The following is an 18,161-nucleotide window of genomic DNA, read 5'->3' as shown; positions in this document are numbered from 1 at the left end:
CCGGAACAAACGGTGGCCCGCCCGCGCTCGGTACCATGAGGAGTCCCCGCCACTGAACGCGTGGGGCCCACGCTCGAGGAGTGCACTTGCCGGAAGAGGTCGTGCCCACCACTGCCAGCGCGCAGGACGGTGCCCCCGCCACCACTCCAGCCGTCCGGGAGACGACGAAGGAGGGGCCGCAGGCACTGCGCCCCGCCACGCCTTCCCCGAGCCGCGTACGGGCCCGTCTGGCCCGTCTCGGCGGGCAGCGCAGCAGCGCCTTCAACCCGGTCCTGGAGCCGCTCTTCCGGATCGTGCGCGGCAACGACCCCAAGGCCGACCTGGTCACCCTGGAGCGCGCCTACCAGATCGCCGAGCGCTGGCACCGCGGCCAGAAGCGCAAGAGCGGCGACCCGTACATCACCCACCCGCTCGCCGTCGCCACCATCCTGGCCGAGCTGGGCATGGACACCCCGACCCTGATGGCCGGGCTGCTGCACGACACCGTCGAGGACACCGACTACGGCCTGGAGACGCTGCGCCGCGACTTCGGCGACACCGTGGCCATGCTGGTCGACGGCGTCACCAAGCTGGACAAGGTCAAGTTCGGCGAGGCCGCCCAGGCCGAGACGGTCCGCAAGATGGTCGTCGCCATGGCCAAGGACCCGCGTGTCCTGGTCATCAAGCTGGCCGACCGGCTGCACAACATGCGCACCATGCGCTACCTCAAGCGGGAGAAGCAGGAGAAGAAGGCCCGCGAGACCCTGGAGATCTACGCCCCGCTGGCGCACCGGCTGGGCATGAACACCATCAAGTGGGAGCTGGAGGACCTCGCCTTCGCGATCCTCTACCCCAAGATGTACGACGAGATCGTCCGGCTGGTCGCCGAACGCGCCCCCAAGCGCGACGAGTACCTGACCACCGTCACCGACCAGGTCGTCGGCGACTTCAGGGCGGCCAGGATCAAGGCCACGGTCACCGGACGCCCCAAGCACTACTACAGCGTCTACCAGAAGATGATCGTGCGCGGCCGCGACTTCGCCGAGATCTACGACCTGGTGGGCATCCGGGTCCTGGTCGACTCGGTCCGCGACTGCTACGCGGCGCTGGGCACCATCCACGCGCGGTGGAACCCGGTGCCGGGGCGGTTCAAGGACTACATCGCCATGCCCAAGTTCAACATGTACCAGTCGCTGCACACCACGGTGATCGGCCCCGGCGGCAAGCCGGTCGAGCTGCAGATCCGCACCTTCGACATGCACCGCCGCGCCGAGTACGGCATCGCCGCGCACTGGAAGTACAAGCAGCAGGCCGTCGCCGGCGCCTCCAAGGTGCGCACCGACACCCCCACCGGCAAGGGCGCCAAGGCCGACACCGTCAACGAGATGGCCTGGCTGCGGCAGCTGCTGGACTGGCAGAAGGAGACCGAGGACCCCAGCGAGTTCCTGGAGTCGCTGCGCTTCGACCTGTCCAACAACGAGGTCTTCGTCTTCACGCCCAAGGGCGACGTGATAGCGCTGCCCGCCGGGGCCACCCCGGTGGACTTCGCCTACGCCGTGCACACCGAGGTCGGTCACCGCACCATAGGCGCACGCGTCAACGGCCGGCTGGTGCCGCTGGAGTCCACCCTGGACAACGGCGACCTGGTCGAGGTCTTCACCTCCAAGGCCGCCAACGCCGCGCCGTCGCGCGACTGGCTGGGCTTCGTCAAGTCGCCCCGGGCCCGCAACAAGATCCGCGCCTGGTTCTCCAAGGAGCGCCGCGAGGAGGCGATCGAGCAGGGCAAGGAGGCCATCACCCGGGCCATGCGCAAGCAGGGCCTGCCGCTGCAGCGGATCCTCACCGGCGACTCGCTGGTCACCCTGGCGCACGAGATGCGCTACCCGGACATCTCCTCGCTCTACGCCGCGATCGGCGAGGGCCATGTCTCCGCGCAGACCATCGTGCAGAAGCTGGTCCAGGCCCTGGGCGGGGAGGAGGGCGCGACCGAGGACATCGCCGAGACCACGACGCCGTCGCCGAGCACCGGCCGCCGCAGTCGCCGCAGCGCGGCCGACCCGGGTGTGGTCGTCAAGGGCGTCGCCGACGTCTGGGTCAAGCTCTCCCGCTGCTGCACGCCCGTTCCCGGCGACCCCATCGTCGGCTTCGTGACCCGCGGCAACGGCGTCTCGGTGCACCGCGCGGACTGTGTCAACGTGGACGCGCTGGCGCAGCAGCAGGAGCGCATGGTCGAGGTGGAGTGGGCGCCGACCCAGTCCTCGGTCTTCCTGGTCGCGATCCAGGTCGAGGCACTGGACCGGTCCCGGCTGCTCTCGGACGTCACCCGGGTCCTCTCGGACCAGCACGTGAACATCCTGTCGGCGGCGGTCCAGACCTCCCGCGACCGGGTCGCCATGAGCCGCTTCACCTTCGAGATGGGCGACCCCAAACACCTCGGCCACGTGCTCAAGGCCGTCCGCGGCGTCGAAGGCGTGTACGACGTCTACCGCGTCACCTCGGCGAGGTCGCGCTAAAGGTGCGGGTCGTGGTGGGCTTGTCGCGCAGTTCCCCGCGCCCCTAGGGGGCTGCAACCGGGCCAGTTGCAAACGTCCAGGGGCGCGGGGAACTGCGCGACAAGCCATGCACCTCGGTGCACCCTCGTTGAGACAGTTCCCCGCGCCCCTGATAGTGCAACCGGGCGTCTGCGGGAAAGGCTAGCCGCCGAACTCCTGGAGGCCCTTGCGGGCCTGGTCCAGCAGCTCCTGGCGGCCGGCCAGCTCCTTCTCGAGCTTGGCCACCCGGGAGGAGTCGTTGCGGGCCTGGGCGGCGGCGATCTGCTGCTGCAGCTTGTCGACAGCCGCCTGCAGCAGACCCGTCATGCCCTCGGCACGAGCCCTCGCCTCGGGGTTGCTGCGCTGCCACTCGGCCTCCTCGGCCTCGCGGATCGCGCGCTCCACCGTGTGCAGCCGCCCCTCCAGCTTCGGCCGGGCGTCGCGCGGCACATGGCCGATCTCCTCCCACCGCTCGGCCACCGACCGGTAGGTCGCCTTGGCCGCCTTGAGGTCGCCCACCGGCAGCAGCGTCTCGGCCTCGACCACCAGCGCCTCCTTGAGCACGAGATTCTCGCGCTCGCCGGCGTCACGCTCGTCGAACACCGCCGACCTGGCCTGGAAGAAGACGTCCTGCGCGCCCCGGAACCGGGCCCACAGTTCGTCCTCGGCCTCGCGCTGGGCGCGCCCCGCCGCCTTCCACTCGGTCATCAGCTCGCGGTAGCGAGCCGCCGTCGCTCCCCAGTCGGTCGAGGACGACAGCGACTCGGCCTCCTTGGCCAGCTTCTCCTTGGCCTGGCGGGCCTCGTCCCGCTGCTGGTCCAGCGTCGCGAAGTGGGCCTTGCGGCGCTTGGAGAACGTCGAGCGGGCGTGCGAGAAGCGGTGCCAGAGCTCGTCGTCCGACTTGCGGTCCAGCCGCGGCAGGCCCTTCCAGGTGTCCACCAGCGCGCGCAGCCGGTCCCCGGCGTCGCGCCACTGCGTCGACTCCGCCAGCTGCTCCGCCTCGGCGACCAGCGCGTCCTTGGCGGTCCTGGCCTCCTCCTGGGCCTTGGCCCGAGCCGCCTTGCGCTCCTCGCGGCGGCTGTCCACCTCGCCCACCAGCGCCTGCAGGCGCTTGGCGAGGGCCTCCAGGTCGCCGACCGCATGCCCCTCGGCCACCTGCGCCTGCAGGTGCTCGATGGCGGTCATGGCGTCCTTGGTCGCCAGGTCCGTGGTCCGGACCCGGCGCTCCAGCAGACCGATCTCGACGGCGATGCCCTCGTACTTCCGGGTGAAGTAGGCGAGAGCCTCGTCGGGGGAGCCTGCCTGCCACGAACCGACGACGCGTTCGCCATCGGCCGTCCGCACGTAGACGGTCCCCTCGTCGTCGACACGGCCCCACGGGTCGCTGGTCACAGCGCCTCCTCCATATGGTGACCCTTCGCCCTGGGGGAGGGCCACCGTCCACAGTTCATTGCCCGGCCGGCCCATCAACCAACAGTCCGCCGCCGGGACCACGCACCCTACAAGACGCCAACATAGGCGACCGGCACCGGTGCTGTCCGTATCCCGGCGGCGAAAACTGTCCCGCGCGCCGTCAGCTCTTCTTGGTCGTCACGGTGTTCATCGTGACGGTCTGCAGCGGGTTGCCGTCACCGGTGCCGTTGGCGTTGTTGGTGCCCGCCGCGGCGATCTTCTGGAGGGTGCTCAGGCCCCCGGTGATGGTCCCGAACGGGGTGTAGCTCGCGGACAGCGTGCTGTCCTTGTAGACCAGGAAGAACTGGCTGCCGTTGGTGTTGGCGCCGGAGTTCGCCATCGCCACGGTGCCGGCCGGATAGGTGCCGCCCTTGATCGAGGAGGCGGTCAGGTTCTCGTCCTTGAACTTGTAGCCAGGGCCGCCGGAGCCGGTGCCGGTCGGGTCGCCGCACTGCAGCACGTAGATCCCGGCGGTGGTCAGCCGGTGGCAGGTGACGTGGTCGAAGAAGTGCTGACTCGCCAGGTAGACGAAGGAGTTGACGGTGTGCGGCGCGGCCGCGGCGTCCAGCTTGATGGTGATCGGGCCGCAGTTGGTGCTGATCGTGGCGGTGTAGGTCGACTGGGTGTCGATGGTCAGGGCCGGCTCGGTCTTCCACTGCTTGGTGGTCGCCTTGCCCGCAGCCGGGGTGGTGCAGCCCGCGACATGGGCGGAACCGGCCGCAGCCGCGGTCGCACTCGCGCTGGCCGTCGCGGTCGCCGAGGCCTTCGCGGTCACGGCCTTCTTGGGCTTGTCGCCCGCCCCGGTCGCCGCCCAGGCGCCGCCCGCGATCCCGGCCACCGCGAGCACCGACACGCCCACGATCGCGCTGTTCCTGCGGGTCTTCTTCACCGACGCCCGACGCCGCGCCACCTGGCGTTCGTACTTGAGCCGCTCCAGCTCCCGCCGCCGCTTCTCCTTGTCCTTGGGCAGGGGCTTGCTTGGCCTGTCGTTGGGTGCCACCGACCGTCACTCCTTCGCGTCCGCCGCAGCCCGTGCGGGGGATCTTCGTACCCGTTGGCCGCTCAGTGTAGGGATGGAATCTGTAAACGTGGTGTCAGGTCCCTACAAGCTGTTCCCGAGGGCCCGCGGCGAACAACGGGTTCGCGATCGTCCCTGCCCCGCCGGTAGGCTGCGCACAGACTTCTACCGTGCTCAGCCAGGACAAACAAGGACTCACGTGTTCATCGCCGGTTTCCCCGCAGGGGCCTGGGGCACCAACTGCTACCTGGTCGCCCCCGCGGCCGGCGAGGAGTGCGTGATCGTCGACCCGGGGCACCAGGCCACCGCCGGGGTCGAGGAGGCCGTCCGCGAGCACGGGCTCAAGCCGGTCGCGGTGGTGCTCACGCACGGACACATCGACCACGTCGCCTCGGTGATGCCCATCTGCGGCGCACGCGGCATCCCGGCCTGGATCCACCCCGAGGACCGCTACATGCTGGCCGACCCGGAGCGGGCCCTCGGCCGCTCCTTCGGCGCGCAGCTGATGGGCGAGCTGACCGTCGGCGAACCGGACGACCTGCGGATCCTGGAGGACGGCAGTGTGCTGGAGCTCGCCGGGCTGCGGCTCACCGTCGACCACGCCCCGGGCCATACCGGGGGGTCGGTGACCTTCAGGACCCCCGCCGCTCCGGAGCTGCCTCCGGTGCTGTTCTCGGGTGACCTGCTGTTCGCCGGCTCGGTAGGACGTACCGATCTCCCCGGAGGCGACCACGACGCCCTCCTGGAGTCGCTGGCCCGCGTGTGCCTGCCGCTCCAGGACGAGACCGTGGTGCTCTCCGGACACGGCCCCCAGACCACCATCGGCCGCGAGCGCGCGAGCAACCCCTACCTGCTCCAGGTAGCGGGCGCGGACGCCGCCGAGCCCGGCGCAGCGCGCCGGGGCATCTGATTCGAGACGAGACGTGAGCAGCTCTTTCCAGGCCCCGAAGGGCACCTACGACATCCTGCCCGCCACGGCCCCGACCGTGCTGGCCGTGCGTGAGGCCATCGCCGCCCCGTTGCGTCGGGCTGGCTACGGCTACATCGAGACACCCGTCTTCGAGGACATCAAGCTCTTCTCTCGCGGCGTCGGCGAGTCCACCGACATCGTCAGCAAGGAGATGTTCACCCTCACCAAGCGTGGCAAGGAGGAGCTGGCGCTGCGCCCAGAGGGCACCGCCTCGGTGCTGCGAGCCACCCTGGAAGCCAACCTCCACCGGATCGGCAACCTGCCGGTCAAGCTCTGGTACAGCGGCTCGCAGTACCGCTACGAGCAGCCGCAGAAGGGGCGTTACCGTCAGTTCTGGCAGGTGGGGGCGGAGGCCATCGGCGCGGAGGACCCGGCGCTCGACGCCGAGCTGATCATTCTCGCCAATGACGCCTACCGCTCGCTCGGTCTGCGCGACTTCCGGATCCTGCTGAACAGCCTCGGCGACAAGCAGTGCCGGCCGGTCTACCGCGCCGCCCTGCAGGAGTTCCTGCGCGGGCTCGACCTGGACGCCGACACGGTCCGCCGGGCCGAGATCAACCCGCTGCGGGTGCTCGACGACAAGCGGCCCGAGGTGCAGAAGCAGCTGGTCGGCGCGCCGATGCTGGTCGACTACCTGTGCGAGGACTGCAAGGCCTACCACGAGCAGGTCCGGGCGGTCCTCACCGACGCCGGCGTCGCCTTCGAGGACGACACCAAGCTGGTCCGCGGACTGGACTACTACACCCGCACCACCTTCGAGTTCGTCCACGACGGCCTGGGCTCGCAGTCCGCGGTCGGCGGCGGCGGGCGCTACGACGGGCTGTCCGAGATGATCGGCGGACCCGCGCTGCCCTCCGTCGGCTGGGCGCTGGGCGTGGACCGCACCGTGCTCGCGCTGGAGGCCGAGGGCATCGAACTGCCGGGCGCTGCGGCCTCCGACGTCTTCGCCGTGCCGCTCGGCGAGCAGGCGCGTACGGTCCTGTTCCGGACCGTCACCGAGCTGCGCCGGGCCGGCGTCAGCGCTGACATCGTCTTCGGCGGCAAGGGGCTCAAGGCCGCGATGAAGGCCGCCGACCGCTCCGGCGCGCGCTACGCGCTGGTCGCCGGGGACCGTGATCTCGCCGAGAACCTGGTACAGCTCAAGGACCTCACCACCGGTGACCAGACCCCGGTCGCCCTGGACGCTCTCGTCACCACCCTCAAGGAGAAGCTCTCGTGATCCGCAGCCATGAAGCCGGCACGCTCCGCCCGGAGCACGCCGGCACCACCGTGACCCTCGCAGGCTGGGTCGCCCGCCGCCGCGACCACGGCGGTGTCGCCTTCATCGATCTGCGTGACGCATCCGGCACCGTCCAGGTCGTGGTCCGCGACCTGGAGGCGGTGTCCGAGCTGCGCTCCGAGTGGTGCGTCAAGGTCGTCGGCGACGTCCGGATCCGCCCCGAGGGCAACGCCAACACCGAGATCCCGACCGGCGAGGTCGAGGTCGTGGTCAGCGAGTTGACGGTGCTCTCCGAGGCCGCCCCGCTGCCGTTCCAGGTCGCCGAGTACGAGCCGGGTTCGGTCAACGAGGAGGTGCGGCTCCGCTACCGCTACCTCGACCTGCGCCGCGAGGGCCCGGCCAAGGCGCTGCGGCTGCGCTCGCGCGCCACGCACCTGATCCGCACGGTGATGGAGGAGAACGGCTACCTCGACATCGAGACGCCGTACCTGACCCGCTCCACCCCCGAGGGCGCCCGCGACTTCCTGGTCCCGGTCCGGCTGCAGCCCGGCCACTGGTACGCCCTGCCGCAGTCGCCGCAGCTGTTCAAGCAGCTGCTGATGGTGGCCGGCATGGAGCGGTACTACCAGATCGCCCGCTGCTTCCGGGACGAGGACTTCCGCGCGGACCGCCAGCCGGAGTTCACCCAGCTCGACGTCGAGGCCTCGTTCGTGGACCAGGAGGACATCCTGGAGCTGGGCGAGAAGCTGGTCACCCGGATCTGGAGCGAGGTGCACGGCTACGACGTGCCCACCCCGCTGCCCCGGCTGACCTACGCGGAGGCGATGTCCCGCTACGGCTCGGACAAGCCCGACGTCCGCTTCGGCAACGAGCTGACCGACCTGACCGAGTACTTCGCCGGCACCGAGTTCCGCGTCTTCCAGGCCCCCTACGTGGGCGCCGTGGTGATGCCCGGCGGCGCCTCGCAGCCGCGCAAGCAGCTCGACGCCTGGCAGGACTGGGCCAAGGCCCGCGGCGCCCGCGGCCTGGCCTACGTGCTGGTGGACGAGGACGGCTCGCTGCGCGGCCCGGTCGCCAAGAACCTCTCCGAGGCGCACCTGGCCGGGCTGGCCGAGGCGGCCGGTGCCAAGCCCGGCGACGCGGTGTTCTTCGCCGCGGGCAAGCGCACCGCCTCGCAGGAGCTGCTGGGCGCCGCCCGGCTGGAGATCGGCCGCCGCTGCGAGCTGATCGACGAGTCGGCGTGGGCCTTCCTCTGGGTGGTCGACTTCCCGATGTTCGAGCCGATCGAGGACGACAAGGGCGAGTTCCAGGGCTGGCACGCGGTGCACCACCCCTTCACCGCGCCCACCGCCGAGTCCCTGGACACCTTCGACAAGGACCCCGGCAACGCCCTCTCCAACGCCTACGACCTGGTGCTCAACGGCAGCGAGATCGGCGGCGGCTCGATCCGTATCCACCAGAAGGACGTGCAGAAGCGTGCCTTCGACGCGATCGGCCTGAGCGAGGAGGAGGCCCAGTCCCAGTTCGGCTTCCTGCTCAACGCCTTCGACTTCGGCCCCCCGCCGCACGGTGGCATCGCCCTGGGCCTGGACCGTCTGGTCGCCCTGCTCGGCGGCTACGACACCATCCGCGACGTGATGGCCTTCCCGAAGACCAGCACCGGCGGCGACCCGCTCACCGGCGCCCCGACCCCGATCACCGCGCAGCAGCGCAAGGAAGCGGGCGTCGACGCCAAGCCGAAGAGCGAGCAGCCCGAGGCCTGACGGCCCCGACGCCAGTGCCCCGCCCGGTCGAAGCGACCGGGCGGGGCACTGGCGTTCTCGGACCAGTTACGTCAACTGGCCTTCACCAGACCGGGTTCGAGCGCATGGCCCGGTTGGTCGGCCGGTAGCGGCTGGGCCACCGGGCTGCTCTCGTCGAACGGCAGCTCGCCGCTCAGCACCTTGTCGAGCCGGGCGTGGTCGAGCTCCTTGGTCCAGTGCCCGATCAGCACGGTGGCCACGGCGTTGCCGGCGAAGTTGGTCAGGGCGCGGGCCTCGGACATGAAGCGGTCGATGCCCACGATCAGTCCGACGCCGTCCACCAGGGCCGGCTGGTGCGACTGCAGGCCGCCGGCCAGGGTGGCCAGCCCGGCGCCGGTGACCCCGGCAGCGCCCTTGCTGGCGATCACCATGAACAGCAGCAGTGAGATCTGCTCGCCCAGCGACAGCGGCCTGTCCATGGCCTGGGCGATGAAGATCGACGACATGGTCAGGTAGATCGCGGTGCCGTCGAGGTTGAAGCTGTAGCCGGCCGGGACGGTGATCCCGGCGACCGGGCGGCTCACACCGAGGTGCTCCATCTTGGCGATCAGCCGCGGCAGCGCGCTCTCGGACGAGGACGTGGACAGGATCAGCAGGAACTCCCGGCCCAGGTAGCGCAGCAGTTGGAGGATGTTGACCCCGGCGGCCAGCCGCAGCAGCGCGCCGAGCACCACCAGGACGAAGATCGCGCAGGTCAGGTAGAAGCCCAGCATGATGACGGCCAGGCTCTTCAGTGCGTCCACGCCGGTGGCGCCGACCACCGCGGCCATCGCGCCGAAGGCGCCCACCGGGGCCACCCACATGATCATCGACATGACCTTGAACACCAGGGCCTGGATGTGTTCGAGCCCGCGCAGCACCGGGGCGCCGACCGGGCCCAGCGACTGCAGGGCGAAGCCCACCAGCAGCGCCACCAGGAGCGTCTGCAGTACCTGACCGCCCGTCAGCGCCGAGACCAGGGTGGTCGGGATGATGCCGAGCAGGAAGTCGCTGGTGCTCTCCGAGCCGCCCGCGGCCGCCTGGGCGTGGCCGGACTTGGCCAGGGCCTCGGTCAGGTGCAGCCCGCTGCCGGGCTCCAGCAGGTTGCCGACGACCAGGCCGAGGGCCAGCGCCACCGTCGACATGACCAGGAAGTAGCCCAGGGCCAGGCCGCCGACCTTGCCCACCTTGGCGGCCTTGGTCACCGAACCGATGCCCAGCACGATCGTGGTGAAGATGATCGGACTGATCATCATCTTGATCAGGTTCACGAAGCCGGTGCCGATCGGCTTCAGGTCCACCGCGAACGAGGGCGCGGCCAGGCCCACCACGATCCCGGCCAGCACGGCCGCGATCACCAGCAGGTACAGGATGTGGGTGCGGCCGCCCGGACGTCTGCCCGCGGGCGGCGCTGCTGCGGTTGCCTCGGAGGTCATGCTGCGGCTCCTTTGCCGGTCATACGGTCCGTCCCGGGTGGTGGGCCGGTTCCGACGACTATCGGCGCGGGCGTGGCGCGGGTCACGTTTGCGTTCATACTGTTCACGGCCGCCGGGGGTTCGCAGCCGTCCGGCGAGCGGGCACACTTTGGCTCATGTCCCCGCCACGACGTCCGTCCCCGCCACGACGTCAGCGCCCCCGTCCCGCGCGGAGCCTCGCCGGACAGCTCTTCGCGGTCCAGGTGCTGATCGTGGCGCTGGTCGTGGCCGCCGGCGCGGTGCTGACCTACTGGCTCACCAGCGACCGCACCGAGCAGTCCGCCGAACGCCAGGTCACCGCGGTGGCCCGGGCGGTCGCCGACTCGCCGACGGTGCGCTCGGGGGTGCTCTCGGCGGACCCCACCGCGGTGCTGCAGCCCTACGCCGACCGGGTCTGGCGGGACAGCGAGGCCGCCGTCGACTTCGTCACCATCATGGACACCCACGGCATCCGCTGGACGCATCCCAACCCCGCGGAGATAGGCAAGCCCTTCCTCGGGCACATCGCCCCCGCCCTGGCCGGACGGACCTTCACCGAGACCTACACCGGGACCCTCGGCTCCTCGGTGCGGGCGGTCACCCCGGTCCTGGACGACCGGGGCAAGGTGGTCGCCCTGGTCAGCGTCGGGATCAAGGTGCAGTCCGTGTCCGAGCAGCTCCGGGGCCCGGTCACGGCACTGGTCCTGGTCGCGGTGGCGGCGCTGCTGCTGGGCGCGCTGGGCAGCTGGCTGGCCAACCGCCGGCTGCGCCGGCACACCCACGGAATGGGCCCGGCCGAGCTCAGCCACCTCTACGAGTACCACCAGGCCACGCTGCACTCGGTCCGGGAGGGACTGCTGCTGCTGGACCGCGACGGCACGGTGCTGCTGTGCAACGACGCCGCCCGCGAACTCCTGGCCCTGGAAGGGGAGGTGGAGGGCCGTCCGCTGGGGGACCTGGGCCTCCCTGAGCCGTTGTGCACGGCGATCGCTGGCCAGGACGCACTGCGCGACGAGGTGCAGCTCACCGCCGAGCGCGTGGTCGTCGTCAACACCTCCGCCATCGGCGACGGACCCGCCCTGGGCACCGTGGTGACCCTGCGCGACCACACCGAACTGCAGGCGCTGTCCGGCGAACTCGACTCGGTGCGCGGATTCGCCGACGCGCTCGGCGCCCAGGCGCACGAGGCAGCCAACCGGCTGCACGCGGTGGTCTCGCTGATCGAACTGGGCCGGCACCGGCAGGCGGTGGAGTTCGCCACCGCCGAGCTGGAACTGGCCCAGCAGCTCACCGACCGGGTCGTCGGCGCCGTCAGCGAGCCGGTGCTGGCCGCGCTGCTGCTGGGGAAGGCGGCGCAGGCCGCCGAACGCGGGGTCGAGCTCACCATCACCGAGGACAGCCTGATCGACGACTCGCTGGCCGGCGCGGTCGGCGCCCGCGACCTGGTCACCCTGCTGGGCAACCTGATCGACAACGCCATGGACGCCGCCATCGAGGGCGCCGCCGGGAGCCCGCGGCCGCCCGAGGTCACCGTCACCGCCCGCAACGCCTCCGGCGAGCTGCTGCTCCGGGTCGCCGACACCGGACGCGGCATCGACCCCGACGCGGTGGAGAAGGTGTTCCGCCGCGGCTGGTCCACCAAGCAGCCGGGACGCGGGCTCGGCCTGGCCCTGGTGGCGCAGACGGCGCGCCGCAACGGCGGCACCGTGGTCGCCGACAGCCCGGCCGGGACCGGCGCGGTGCTCACCGTCCGGATCCCGTTGCGGCACGCGGGAGTGGTGCCGCGATGACGATCGACGTGCTGGTGGTCGAGGACGATCCGGTCGCCGCGGACGCGCATGCGCTCTACGTGGGACGCGCCCCCGGCTTCCGCTGCGTCGGCGCGGTGCACAGTGTGGGGGCGGCGCTGCGTTTCCTGGAGCGGCGCCGCGCCGAGGGCGACCCGGTGGCGCTGCTGCTGCTCGACCTCTACCTGCCGGACGGCCACGGCCTGGAACTGGTCGGACGGCTGCGGGCGGCCGGGCACGGCGCCGACATCATCGCCGTCACCTCGGCCCGGGACCTGGCGACGGTGCGTCAGGCGGTGTCCGTCGGGGTGGTCCAGTACCTGCTGAAGCCCTTCGCCGCGGCCTCGCTGCGCAGCAAGCTGGAGCACTACGCCCGCTACCGGGCCTCGCTGGCCCGGGACGGCGAGGCGCTGGGCCAGGACGAGGTGGACCAGGCCTTCGCCGAACTGCGCTCGGCCGACCGCAGCACCCTGCCCAAGGGGCTGACCGGCGCGACCCTGGAGGCCGTCGCCGCGGTCCTGCGCCAGTCGGACGTCGGGCTGGCGGCCGCCGCGGTCGGCACCGCGGCCGGGGTCTCCAGGATCACCGCGCGCCGCTACCTGGAGTACCTGGTCGAGACCGGCCGTGCGGTCCGCGAGCCGCAGTACGGCAACGTGGGCAGACCCGAGCTCTGCTACCGGCCGCGGTGACCAGGCCGCGGTGACCAGGCCGCGGTGACCAGGCCGGGGTGTCGGAGCCAGGCAGTAGGGTCGTTGCGTGGAACCTGACCTGTTCACCGCCGCCGCCGAGGAGCGCAAGGCCGCCGAGCCGGCCCGCTCGCCGCTGGCCGTGCGGATGCGGCCGCGGAACCTGGACGAGGTGGCCGGGCAGCGCCGGCTGCTGAACCCGGGGTCGCCGCTGCGGCGGCTGGTGGAGCGCGCCGGCGGGCCCGCGGCCTCGTCGTCGGTGATCCTGCACGGCCCGCCGGGGACCGGCAAGACCACCCTCGCCTATGTGATCAGCCAGGCCACCGAGAAGCGCTTCGTGGAGCTGTCGGCGATCACCGCGGGGGTGAAGGAGGTCCGCGCGGTCATCGAGTCGGCGCGGCGCGAGGTGGGCATGTCGGGTCGGGAGACCGTGCTCTTCCTCGACGAGATCCACCGCTTCTCCAAGGCCCAGCAGGACAGCCTGCTGCCGGCGGTGGAGAACCAGTGGGTCACGCTGATCGCGGCCACCACCGAGAACCCCTTCTTCTCGGTGATCTCGCCGCTGCTGTCGCGTTCGCTGCTGCTCACCCTGGAGTCGCTGACCGACGACGACATCCGCGAGCTGCTGCACCGGGCGGTGACCGACGAGCGCGGGCTGGGCGGCGCGCTGGCGCTGGCCGCGGACGCCGAGGACCACCTGGTGCGGATCGCCGGCGGCGACGCCCGCAAGGCGCTGACCGCGCTGGAGGCGGCCGCGGGCACGGCGCTGGCGCTGGGCGAGGCGGAGATCCGGCTGGAGACGGTCGAGCAGGCCGTCGACAAGGCGGCGGTCCGCTACGACCGGGACGGCGACCAGCACTACGACGTCGCCAGCGCGCTGATCAAGTCGATCCGGGGCAGCGACGTCGACGCCGCGCTGCACTACCTGGCCCGGATGATCGAGGCGGGCGAGGACCCCAGGTTCATCGCCCGGCGGCTGATGATCTCGGCGAGCGAGGACATCGGCCTGGCGGACCCCAATGCGCTGCCGATCGCGGTGGCGGCCGCCCAGGCGGTGGCGATGATCGGTTTCCCGGAGGCCTCGCTCACGCTGTCGCACGCGGTGATCGCGCTCGCGCTGGCGCCCAAGTCCAACTCGGCGACGCTGGCCATCTCCGCCGCCCTGGAGGACGTCCGCAAGGGGCTGGCCGGACCGGTGCCGCCGCATCTGCGGGACGGCCACTACGCGGGGGCGAAGAAGCTGGGCCACGCCCAGGGCTACGTCTACCCGCACGACCTGCCGGACGGGGTGGCCGCGCAGCAGTACGCACCGGACGCCATCGCCGGCAAGCACTACTACGTGCCGGGCCGGCACGGCGCCGAGGCCCGCTACGCGGACGTGGTGGACTGGGTGCGCAAGAAGCTGGCCGGTCAGTAGCGCCGGTCAGTAGCGCCGGTCGGTAGCGCTGGTCAGGAGCACCGGTACGGGTCCGTTAGACTGGCCCGAGCGAGATGTCCCGTCGCCCGGGTGAGAGCCCGGCGTCACCAGCGGGACGTCATACAGGGAACCGCACCGCGAGGAGCGGTTCCAGGAGCGTTGCGCACCCTTCGGGTGTCGCGTGCAGCCCACTATCCCTCCAGGGATGGTGGGCCTGTCGTGTGCTGCACATTGTGCCCGGTTCCGGTGACTGGCTGTCCCGGACCGCGAGATGCGACCTCCTTCAACAGTGGTGAGCCGATTCGTACAGTGAGATGAGGTTTGGTTCATGGCGAACCAGAAGCGTCCCAAGGTCAAGATTGCCCGCGCCCTGGGCATTCCGCTGACCCCGAAGTCCGTCAAGTACTTCGAGGCGCGCCCCTACCCGCCCGGCCAGCACGGCCGTGGCCGCAAGCAGAACTCGGACTACAAGGTCCGTCTGGTCGAGAAGCAGCGCCTGCGCGCTCAGTACGACCTGAGCGAGACCCAGATGGCCCGTGCGTTCGACCGTGCCCGCAAGGTCGAGGGCAAGACCGGTGAGGCGCTGATCAGCGAGCTGGAGACCCGGCTGGACTCCCTGGTGCTGCGTTCGGGCATCGCCCGCACCATCTACCAGGCCCGCCAGATGGTCGTCCACGGCCACATCGAGGTCAACGGCGGCAAGGTCAACCGTCCGTCGTTCCAGCTGAAGCCCGGCTTCGTGGTGACGGTCCGCGAGCGTTCCAAGGAGAAGACCCCGTTCCTGGTCGCCCGTGAGGGTGGCAACGCGGGCGAGGGTCAGACCCCGAAGTACCTCGAGGTCAACCTGAAGGCCCTGGCCTTCCGTCTGGACCGCGCGCCGCAGCGTCGCGAGGTCCCGGTCATCTGCGACGAGCAGCTGGTCGTCGAGTACTACTCGCGCTGATCCGCGAGCGGTACCCGTTGGACGTGCAGTAACGAGCGCCGGGCCGGTCTCCCGCGAGGGGGACCGACCCGGCGCTCATGCGTCCGCGGGCGCCGGACTGCGCGGGGCCGTGGGCACCGGGCGCGGGCCGGGGACCTCGCCGCCGGGCGGACCGCCCCCGCTGGAGCCGGAGCCGCCGCGCAGGGCGCGCTCGACCGCGGCGTCCAGGTCGAGCAGGGTGCCCTGGTGGAACGACGCGGCGGCCTGCTCCTCGCTGAGCGCGCCCAGCACCCGCGCCTCGCAGGCGGCGTGCGCGGCGTTGAAGCTGCGCGAGCCGAACAGCGGGACGCCGACCTTGCGCCAGATGACGTTGGCCGCGCCCTGCAGCAGCCGGGCCTCGGCCAGGTCCCCCGGGGCGCCGTCCTCGTCCGGCTCGGTCGCCAGCAGCGCCAGCACCTCCATGCCGAGCACCACGCCGACCAGGTCGCGGAAGCCGTAGCTGATCCGCAGGCACTCCCGGGCCCGGGTCCGGGCCGTGCGCAGGTCGCCGAGCAGCCATTCCGAGTAGGCGGAGGCGAACAGGCCGTAGGCGTGGGCCCACTGCTCGCCGAACTCCTCGCAGACGTCCATCACCTTGGCCATCCAGGACTCGCCGCGCGAGGTGTCGCCCTGGAAGATCATCGCCAGCCCGAGCTCGAACATGGCCATCACCACGTTGCTGTTGAGCTCGCCCAGCTTCTCGTAGTGCCAGATCGCCTCCTCCAGCAGCTCGGCGGCGCGGGCCAGGTCGTCGCCGATCAGCGCCGCGCAGCCCTGCCGGTGCACCGCGTAGGCCAGCGCCCGGTCGTCGCCGGTCTCCAGGGCCTGCCGGTGGCACTCCTCCAGCAGCGGACGGGCCGCGGCCAGGTCGCCCTGGAGCGTCGCCATGTAGCCGGTCACCCACAGCGCCTTGGCCCGCGCCTCGGTGGGCTCGTCGGACAGCGCCAGGGCGCGCTCCAGCCAGTGCCGGCCCTCGGCCAGGTGCCCGCAGCCGACCCAGAAGTACCAGAGCGTCCCGGTCAGGAACTGGGCGATCTGCTCCTCGCCGGGCTCGGCCAGGCAGTAGTCCAGCGCGGCGCGGATGTTGGCCTGGGCCAGATGGGTGCGGTCCCGGGTCTGCACCTGCCGGGCGCTGAACCACTCGATCTCGCCCCAGGTGGCCAGCCCGAGGTACCAGTCGCGGTGGCGCCGCCGCAGCAGCGGCTCGGTGCCGGTGTCGCCGAGCCAGCGGGCGCCGTACTCGCGCAGGGTGTCCAGCAGCCGGTAGCGCGCCGCGCGGGACGGGTCACGGTCCGGGGCGTCCTCCTCGCGCAGCACGATGGACTTGGCCACCAGCTCGGAGAGCAGGTCCAGCACCTCGTCGGCGCGCAGCCCGTCGCCGGCGCAGACGTACTCGGCGGCGTCCAGGTCGAAGCTGCCGGCGAAGACCGAGACCCTGGCCCAGAGCAGCCGTTCGGCCGGGGTGCACAGCTCATGGCTCCAGCCGATGGCGGTGCGCAGCGTCTGGTGCCGGGGCAGGGCCGTGCGGGAGCCGCCGGTGAGCACCCGGAACCGGTCGTTGAGCCGCTCGGTGATCTGCTCGACGCCGAGCACCCGCAGCCGGCCCGCGGCCAGCTCCAGCGCCAGCGGGATGCCGTCGAGCCGGTGGCAGAGCGCGGTCACCGCCTCCCGGTTGGCGTCGGTGAGGGTGAAGCCCGGCAGCACCGCGGCGGCCCGCTGCACGAAGAGCTCCACGGCCTCCGGGCCGGGGCCCTCGGTGGACAGTGGCGGCACCTGCAGCAGGTGCTCCCCGCCGACGCCCAGGGGCTGCCGGCTGGTGGCCAGGATCCGCAGCCCGGGGGCCTCCGCGAGCAGCCTGGCCACCAGCGCCGCGCAGCCGTCCACCAGGTGCTCGCAGCCGTCGAGGACCAGCAGCAGGCTGCGCCCGCGCAGGTGCGCGATCAGGATGTCGACCGGGGGGCGCGCCGTCCCGTCGGTCACCCGCAGCGCCTCGGCGACGGCGTGGACCAGCAGTTCGGGATCCCGGACGAGTGAGCACTCGACCACCCAGGCCCCGTCGCGGGACGGGTCGGCAGCGCCCGTGGCAGCGCCCGCGGCGGCGGCGCGCAGGGCGAGGCGGCTCTTGCCCACCCCGCCCGGGCCGACCACGGTGACCAGCCGAGCGGTCGTCAGTAGCCTTACGGCCTCGGCCAGTTCGGCCGACCGGCCGACGAAGCCGGTGGTTTCGGCGGGGAGGTTCCCCGCGGTGTCGCTGATCATCGGATCCCCCTTTGGATCCCCCAGTGGGCGTGCCGAGGGCGCTCCCCCGTTCGGTTCAACGATCGAACGGGCCGGGGGTCACGCGGTCGGGAATGCCGGGTCCGGCGCGATAGGGTTTCCGCACGCCCGCGGTTTGGACGAGCGACGAATGAGCGAGGGAGCGCCAAGGTGTCCGGTGGAGAGGTCGCGGGCCTCGTGGTCGCCGTGTTCTGGGCGGTGCTGGTGACCCTGCTGGCCGTGGTCCTGGTCCGGCTGGCCGGCGCGCTGCGGCAGGCCACCGTGCTGGTCGCCGCCGTCACCGAACGCACCGTACCGCTGCTGGACGAGGCCGCCGAGACCCTGCGCGCCGCCAACGACCAGCTGGTGCGGGTGGACGAGATCACCGCCAACGTGCAGGACGCCGCGGCCAACGCCAACGCGCTGTCCTCCACCATGGCGGCGACCCTGGGCGGCCCGCTGGTGAAGCTCTCCGCCTTCAGCTACGGCGTGCGCAGTGCGGTGGCCCGGCAGCGCTCGGCCGGGCAGCCGGAGCGCCACGTCCCGCAGCAGACCGAGCGCGAGCTGATCGCCCGCATGGTCAGGGCCGAGGTGCGCTCGGCGACCGCCCGTCGCGGCGTGTTCGCCCGCATGCTCAGGAGGGGTTGAGA

At 71.8% G+C, this 18,161-nt stretch carries 13 protein-coding genes; 9 read left to right on the top strand and 4 right to left on the bottom strand.

The window, feature by feature from the left end; genetic code table 11:
- The first annotated feature begins 80 nt into the window (after positions 1-80).
- A complete protein-coding gene (locus tag ABUW04_RS17435) occupies positions 81-2,492 on the top strand; it encodes a RelA/SpoT family protein (RefSeq protein ID WP_380523722.1) in 2,412 nt (803 codons plus the stop codon).
- A gap of 180 nt (positions 2,493-2,672) precedes the next feature.
- Here ABUW04_RS17435 and ABUW04_RS17430 read toward each other — a convergent pair whose 3' ends face one another.
- Positions 2,673-3,902, bottom strand: coding sequence for a DUF349 domain-containing protein (locus ABUW04_RS17430; protein WP_030248742.1), 1,230 nt, complete (start codon positions 3,900-3,902; stop codon positions 2,673-2,675).
- Positions 3,903-4,083: 181 nt separating this feature from the next.
- Positions 4,084-4,962, bottom strand: a complete 879-nt coding sequence (locus ABUW04_RS17425; protein WP_380565617.1) for a peptidylprolyl isomerase — start codon at positions 4,960-4,962, stop codon at positions 4,084-4,086.
- Between the two features lie 217 nt (positions 4,963-5,179).
- Here ABUW04_RS17425 and ABUW04_RS17420 point away from each other — a divergent pair, with 217 nt between their 5' ends.
- Genes ABUW04_RS17420 through aspS form a run of 3 tightly spaced genes read left to right on the top strand, consistent with a single transcriptional unit; the run spans position 5,180 to position 8,932 of the window.
- A complete protein-coding gene (locus tag ABUW04_RS17420) occupies positions 5,180-5,890 on the top strand; it encodes an MBL fold metallo-hydrolase (RefSeq protein WP_030248745.1) in 711 nt (236 codons plus the stop codon).
- A gap of 13 nt (positions 5,891-5,903) precedes the next feature.
- On the top strand, positions 5,904-7,169 hold the full coding sequence (gene hisS / locus ABUW04_RS17415; RefSeq protein ID WP_380565616.1) for a histidine--tRNA ligase: 1,266 nt from the start codon (positions 5,904-5,906) through the stop codon (positions 7,167-7,169).
- A complete protein-coding gene (gene aspS, locus ABUW04_RS17410) occupies positions 7,166-8,932 on the top strand; it encodes an aspartate--tRNA ligase (protein ID WP_030248749.1) in 1,767 nt (588 codons plus the stop codon). The genes hisS and aspS overlap by 4 nt, the downstream gene beginning before the upstream one ends.
- 71 nt (positions 8,933-9,003) lie before the next feature.
- Here aspS and ABUW04_RS17405 read toward each other — a convergent pair whose 3' ends face one another.
- Positions 9,004-10,386, bottom strand: coding sequence for a cation:dicarboxylate symporter family transporter (locus tag ABUW04_RS17405; protein ID WP_030248751.1), 1,383 nt, complete (start codon positions 10,384-10,386; stop codon positions 9,004-9,006).
- Positions 10,387-10,541: 155 nt separating this feature from the next.
- On the opposite strand from ABUW04_RS17405, the gene ABUW04_RS17400 reads away from it, so the two are divergent.
- From ABUW04_RS17400 to rpsD, 4 genes are all read left to right on the top strand, one after another.
- Positions 10,542-12,194, top strand: coding sequence for an ATP-binding protein (locus ABUW04_RS17400; RefSeq protein ID WP_380565615.1), 1,653 nt, complete (start codon positions 10,542-10,544; stop codon positions 12,192-12,194).
- Positions 12,191-12,880, top strand: a complete 690-nt coding sequence (locus tag ABUW04_RS17395) for a response regulator (protein WP_380565614.1) — start codon at positions 12,191-12,193, stop codon at positions 12,878-12,880. Before ABUW04_RS17400 ends, ABUW04_RS17395 begins: the two co-directional genes overlap by 4 nt.
- 67 nt (positions 12,881-12,947) lie before the next feature.
- On the top strand, positions 12,948-14,294 hold the full coding sequence (locus tag ABUW04_RS17390; protein WP_030248756.1) for a replication-associated recombination protein A: 1,347 nt from the start codon (positions 12,948-12,950) through the stop codon (positions 14,292-14,294).
- Between the two features lie 328 nt (positions 14,295-14,622).
- Entirely contained in the window at positions 14,623-15,237 is a 615-nt protein-coding gene (gene rpsD, locus ABUW04_RS17385) for a 30S ribosomal protein S4 (protein WP_030248757.1), read from the top strand.
- Between the two features lie 75 nt (positions 15,238-15,312).
- On the opposite strand, the gene ABUW04_RS17380 is transcribed toward rpsD, so the two are convergent.
- Complete coding sequence (locus tag ABUW04_RS17380; protein ID WP_380565613.1) at positions 15,313-17,514, bottom strand: ATP-binding protein; 2,202 nt, start codon at positions 17,512-17,514, stop codon at positions 15,313-15,315.
- 168 nt (positions 17,515-17,682) lie between these two features.
- Between ABUW04_RS17380 and ABUW04_RS17375 the strand changes: the two genes are divergently transcribed.
- Positions 17,683-18,159, top strand: a complete 477-nt coding sequence (locus ABUW04_RS17375) for a DUF948 domain-containing protein (RefSeq protein WP_030248760.1) — start codon at positions 17,683-17,685, stop codon at positions 18,157-18,159.
- The last annotated feature ends 2 nt before the right edge of the window (positions 18,160-18,161 follow it).

It is taken from the genome of Streptacidiphilus jeojiensis, assembly GCF_042510965.1.
Lineage (GTDB): Bacteria > Actinomycetota > Actinomycetes > Streptomycetales > Streptomycetaceae > Streptacidiphilus > Streptacidiphilus jeojiensis.
Note: the sequence above shows the minus strand (reverse complement) of the source record. Positions and strands in the feature narration are given on the sequence as shown.

Bases quoted from the DNA above. Each gene is read 5' to 3' on its own strand.
- ABUW04_RS17380 (WP_380565613.1), bottom strand. From the start codon at position 17,514: ATGATCAGCGACACCGCGGGGAACCTCCCCGCCGAAACCACCGGCTTC.
- ABUW04_RS17405 (WP_030248751.1), bottom strand. From the start codon at position 10,386: ATGACCTCCGAGGCAACCGCAGCAGCGCCGCCCGCGGGCAGACGTCCG.
- ABUW04_RS17395 (WP_380565614.1), top strand. From the start codon at position 12,191: ATGACGATCGACGTGCTGGTGGTCGAGGACGATCCGGTCGCCGCGGAC.
- rpsD (WP_030248757.1), top strand. From the start codon at position 14,623: ATGGCGAACCAGAAGCGTCCCAAGGTCAAGATTGCCCGCGCCCTGGGC.
- ABUW04_RS17400 (WP_380565615.1), top strand. From the start codon at position 10,542: ATGTCCCCGCCACGACGTCCGTCCCCGCCACGACGTCAGCGCCCCCGT.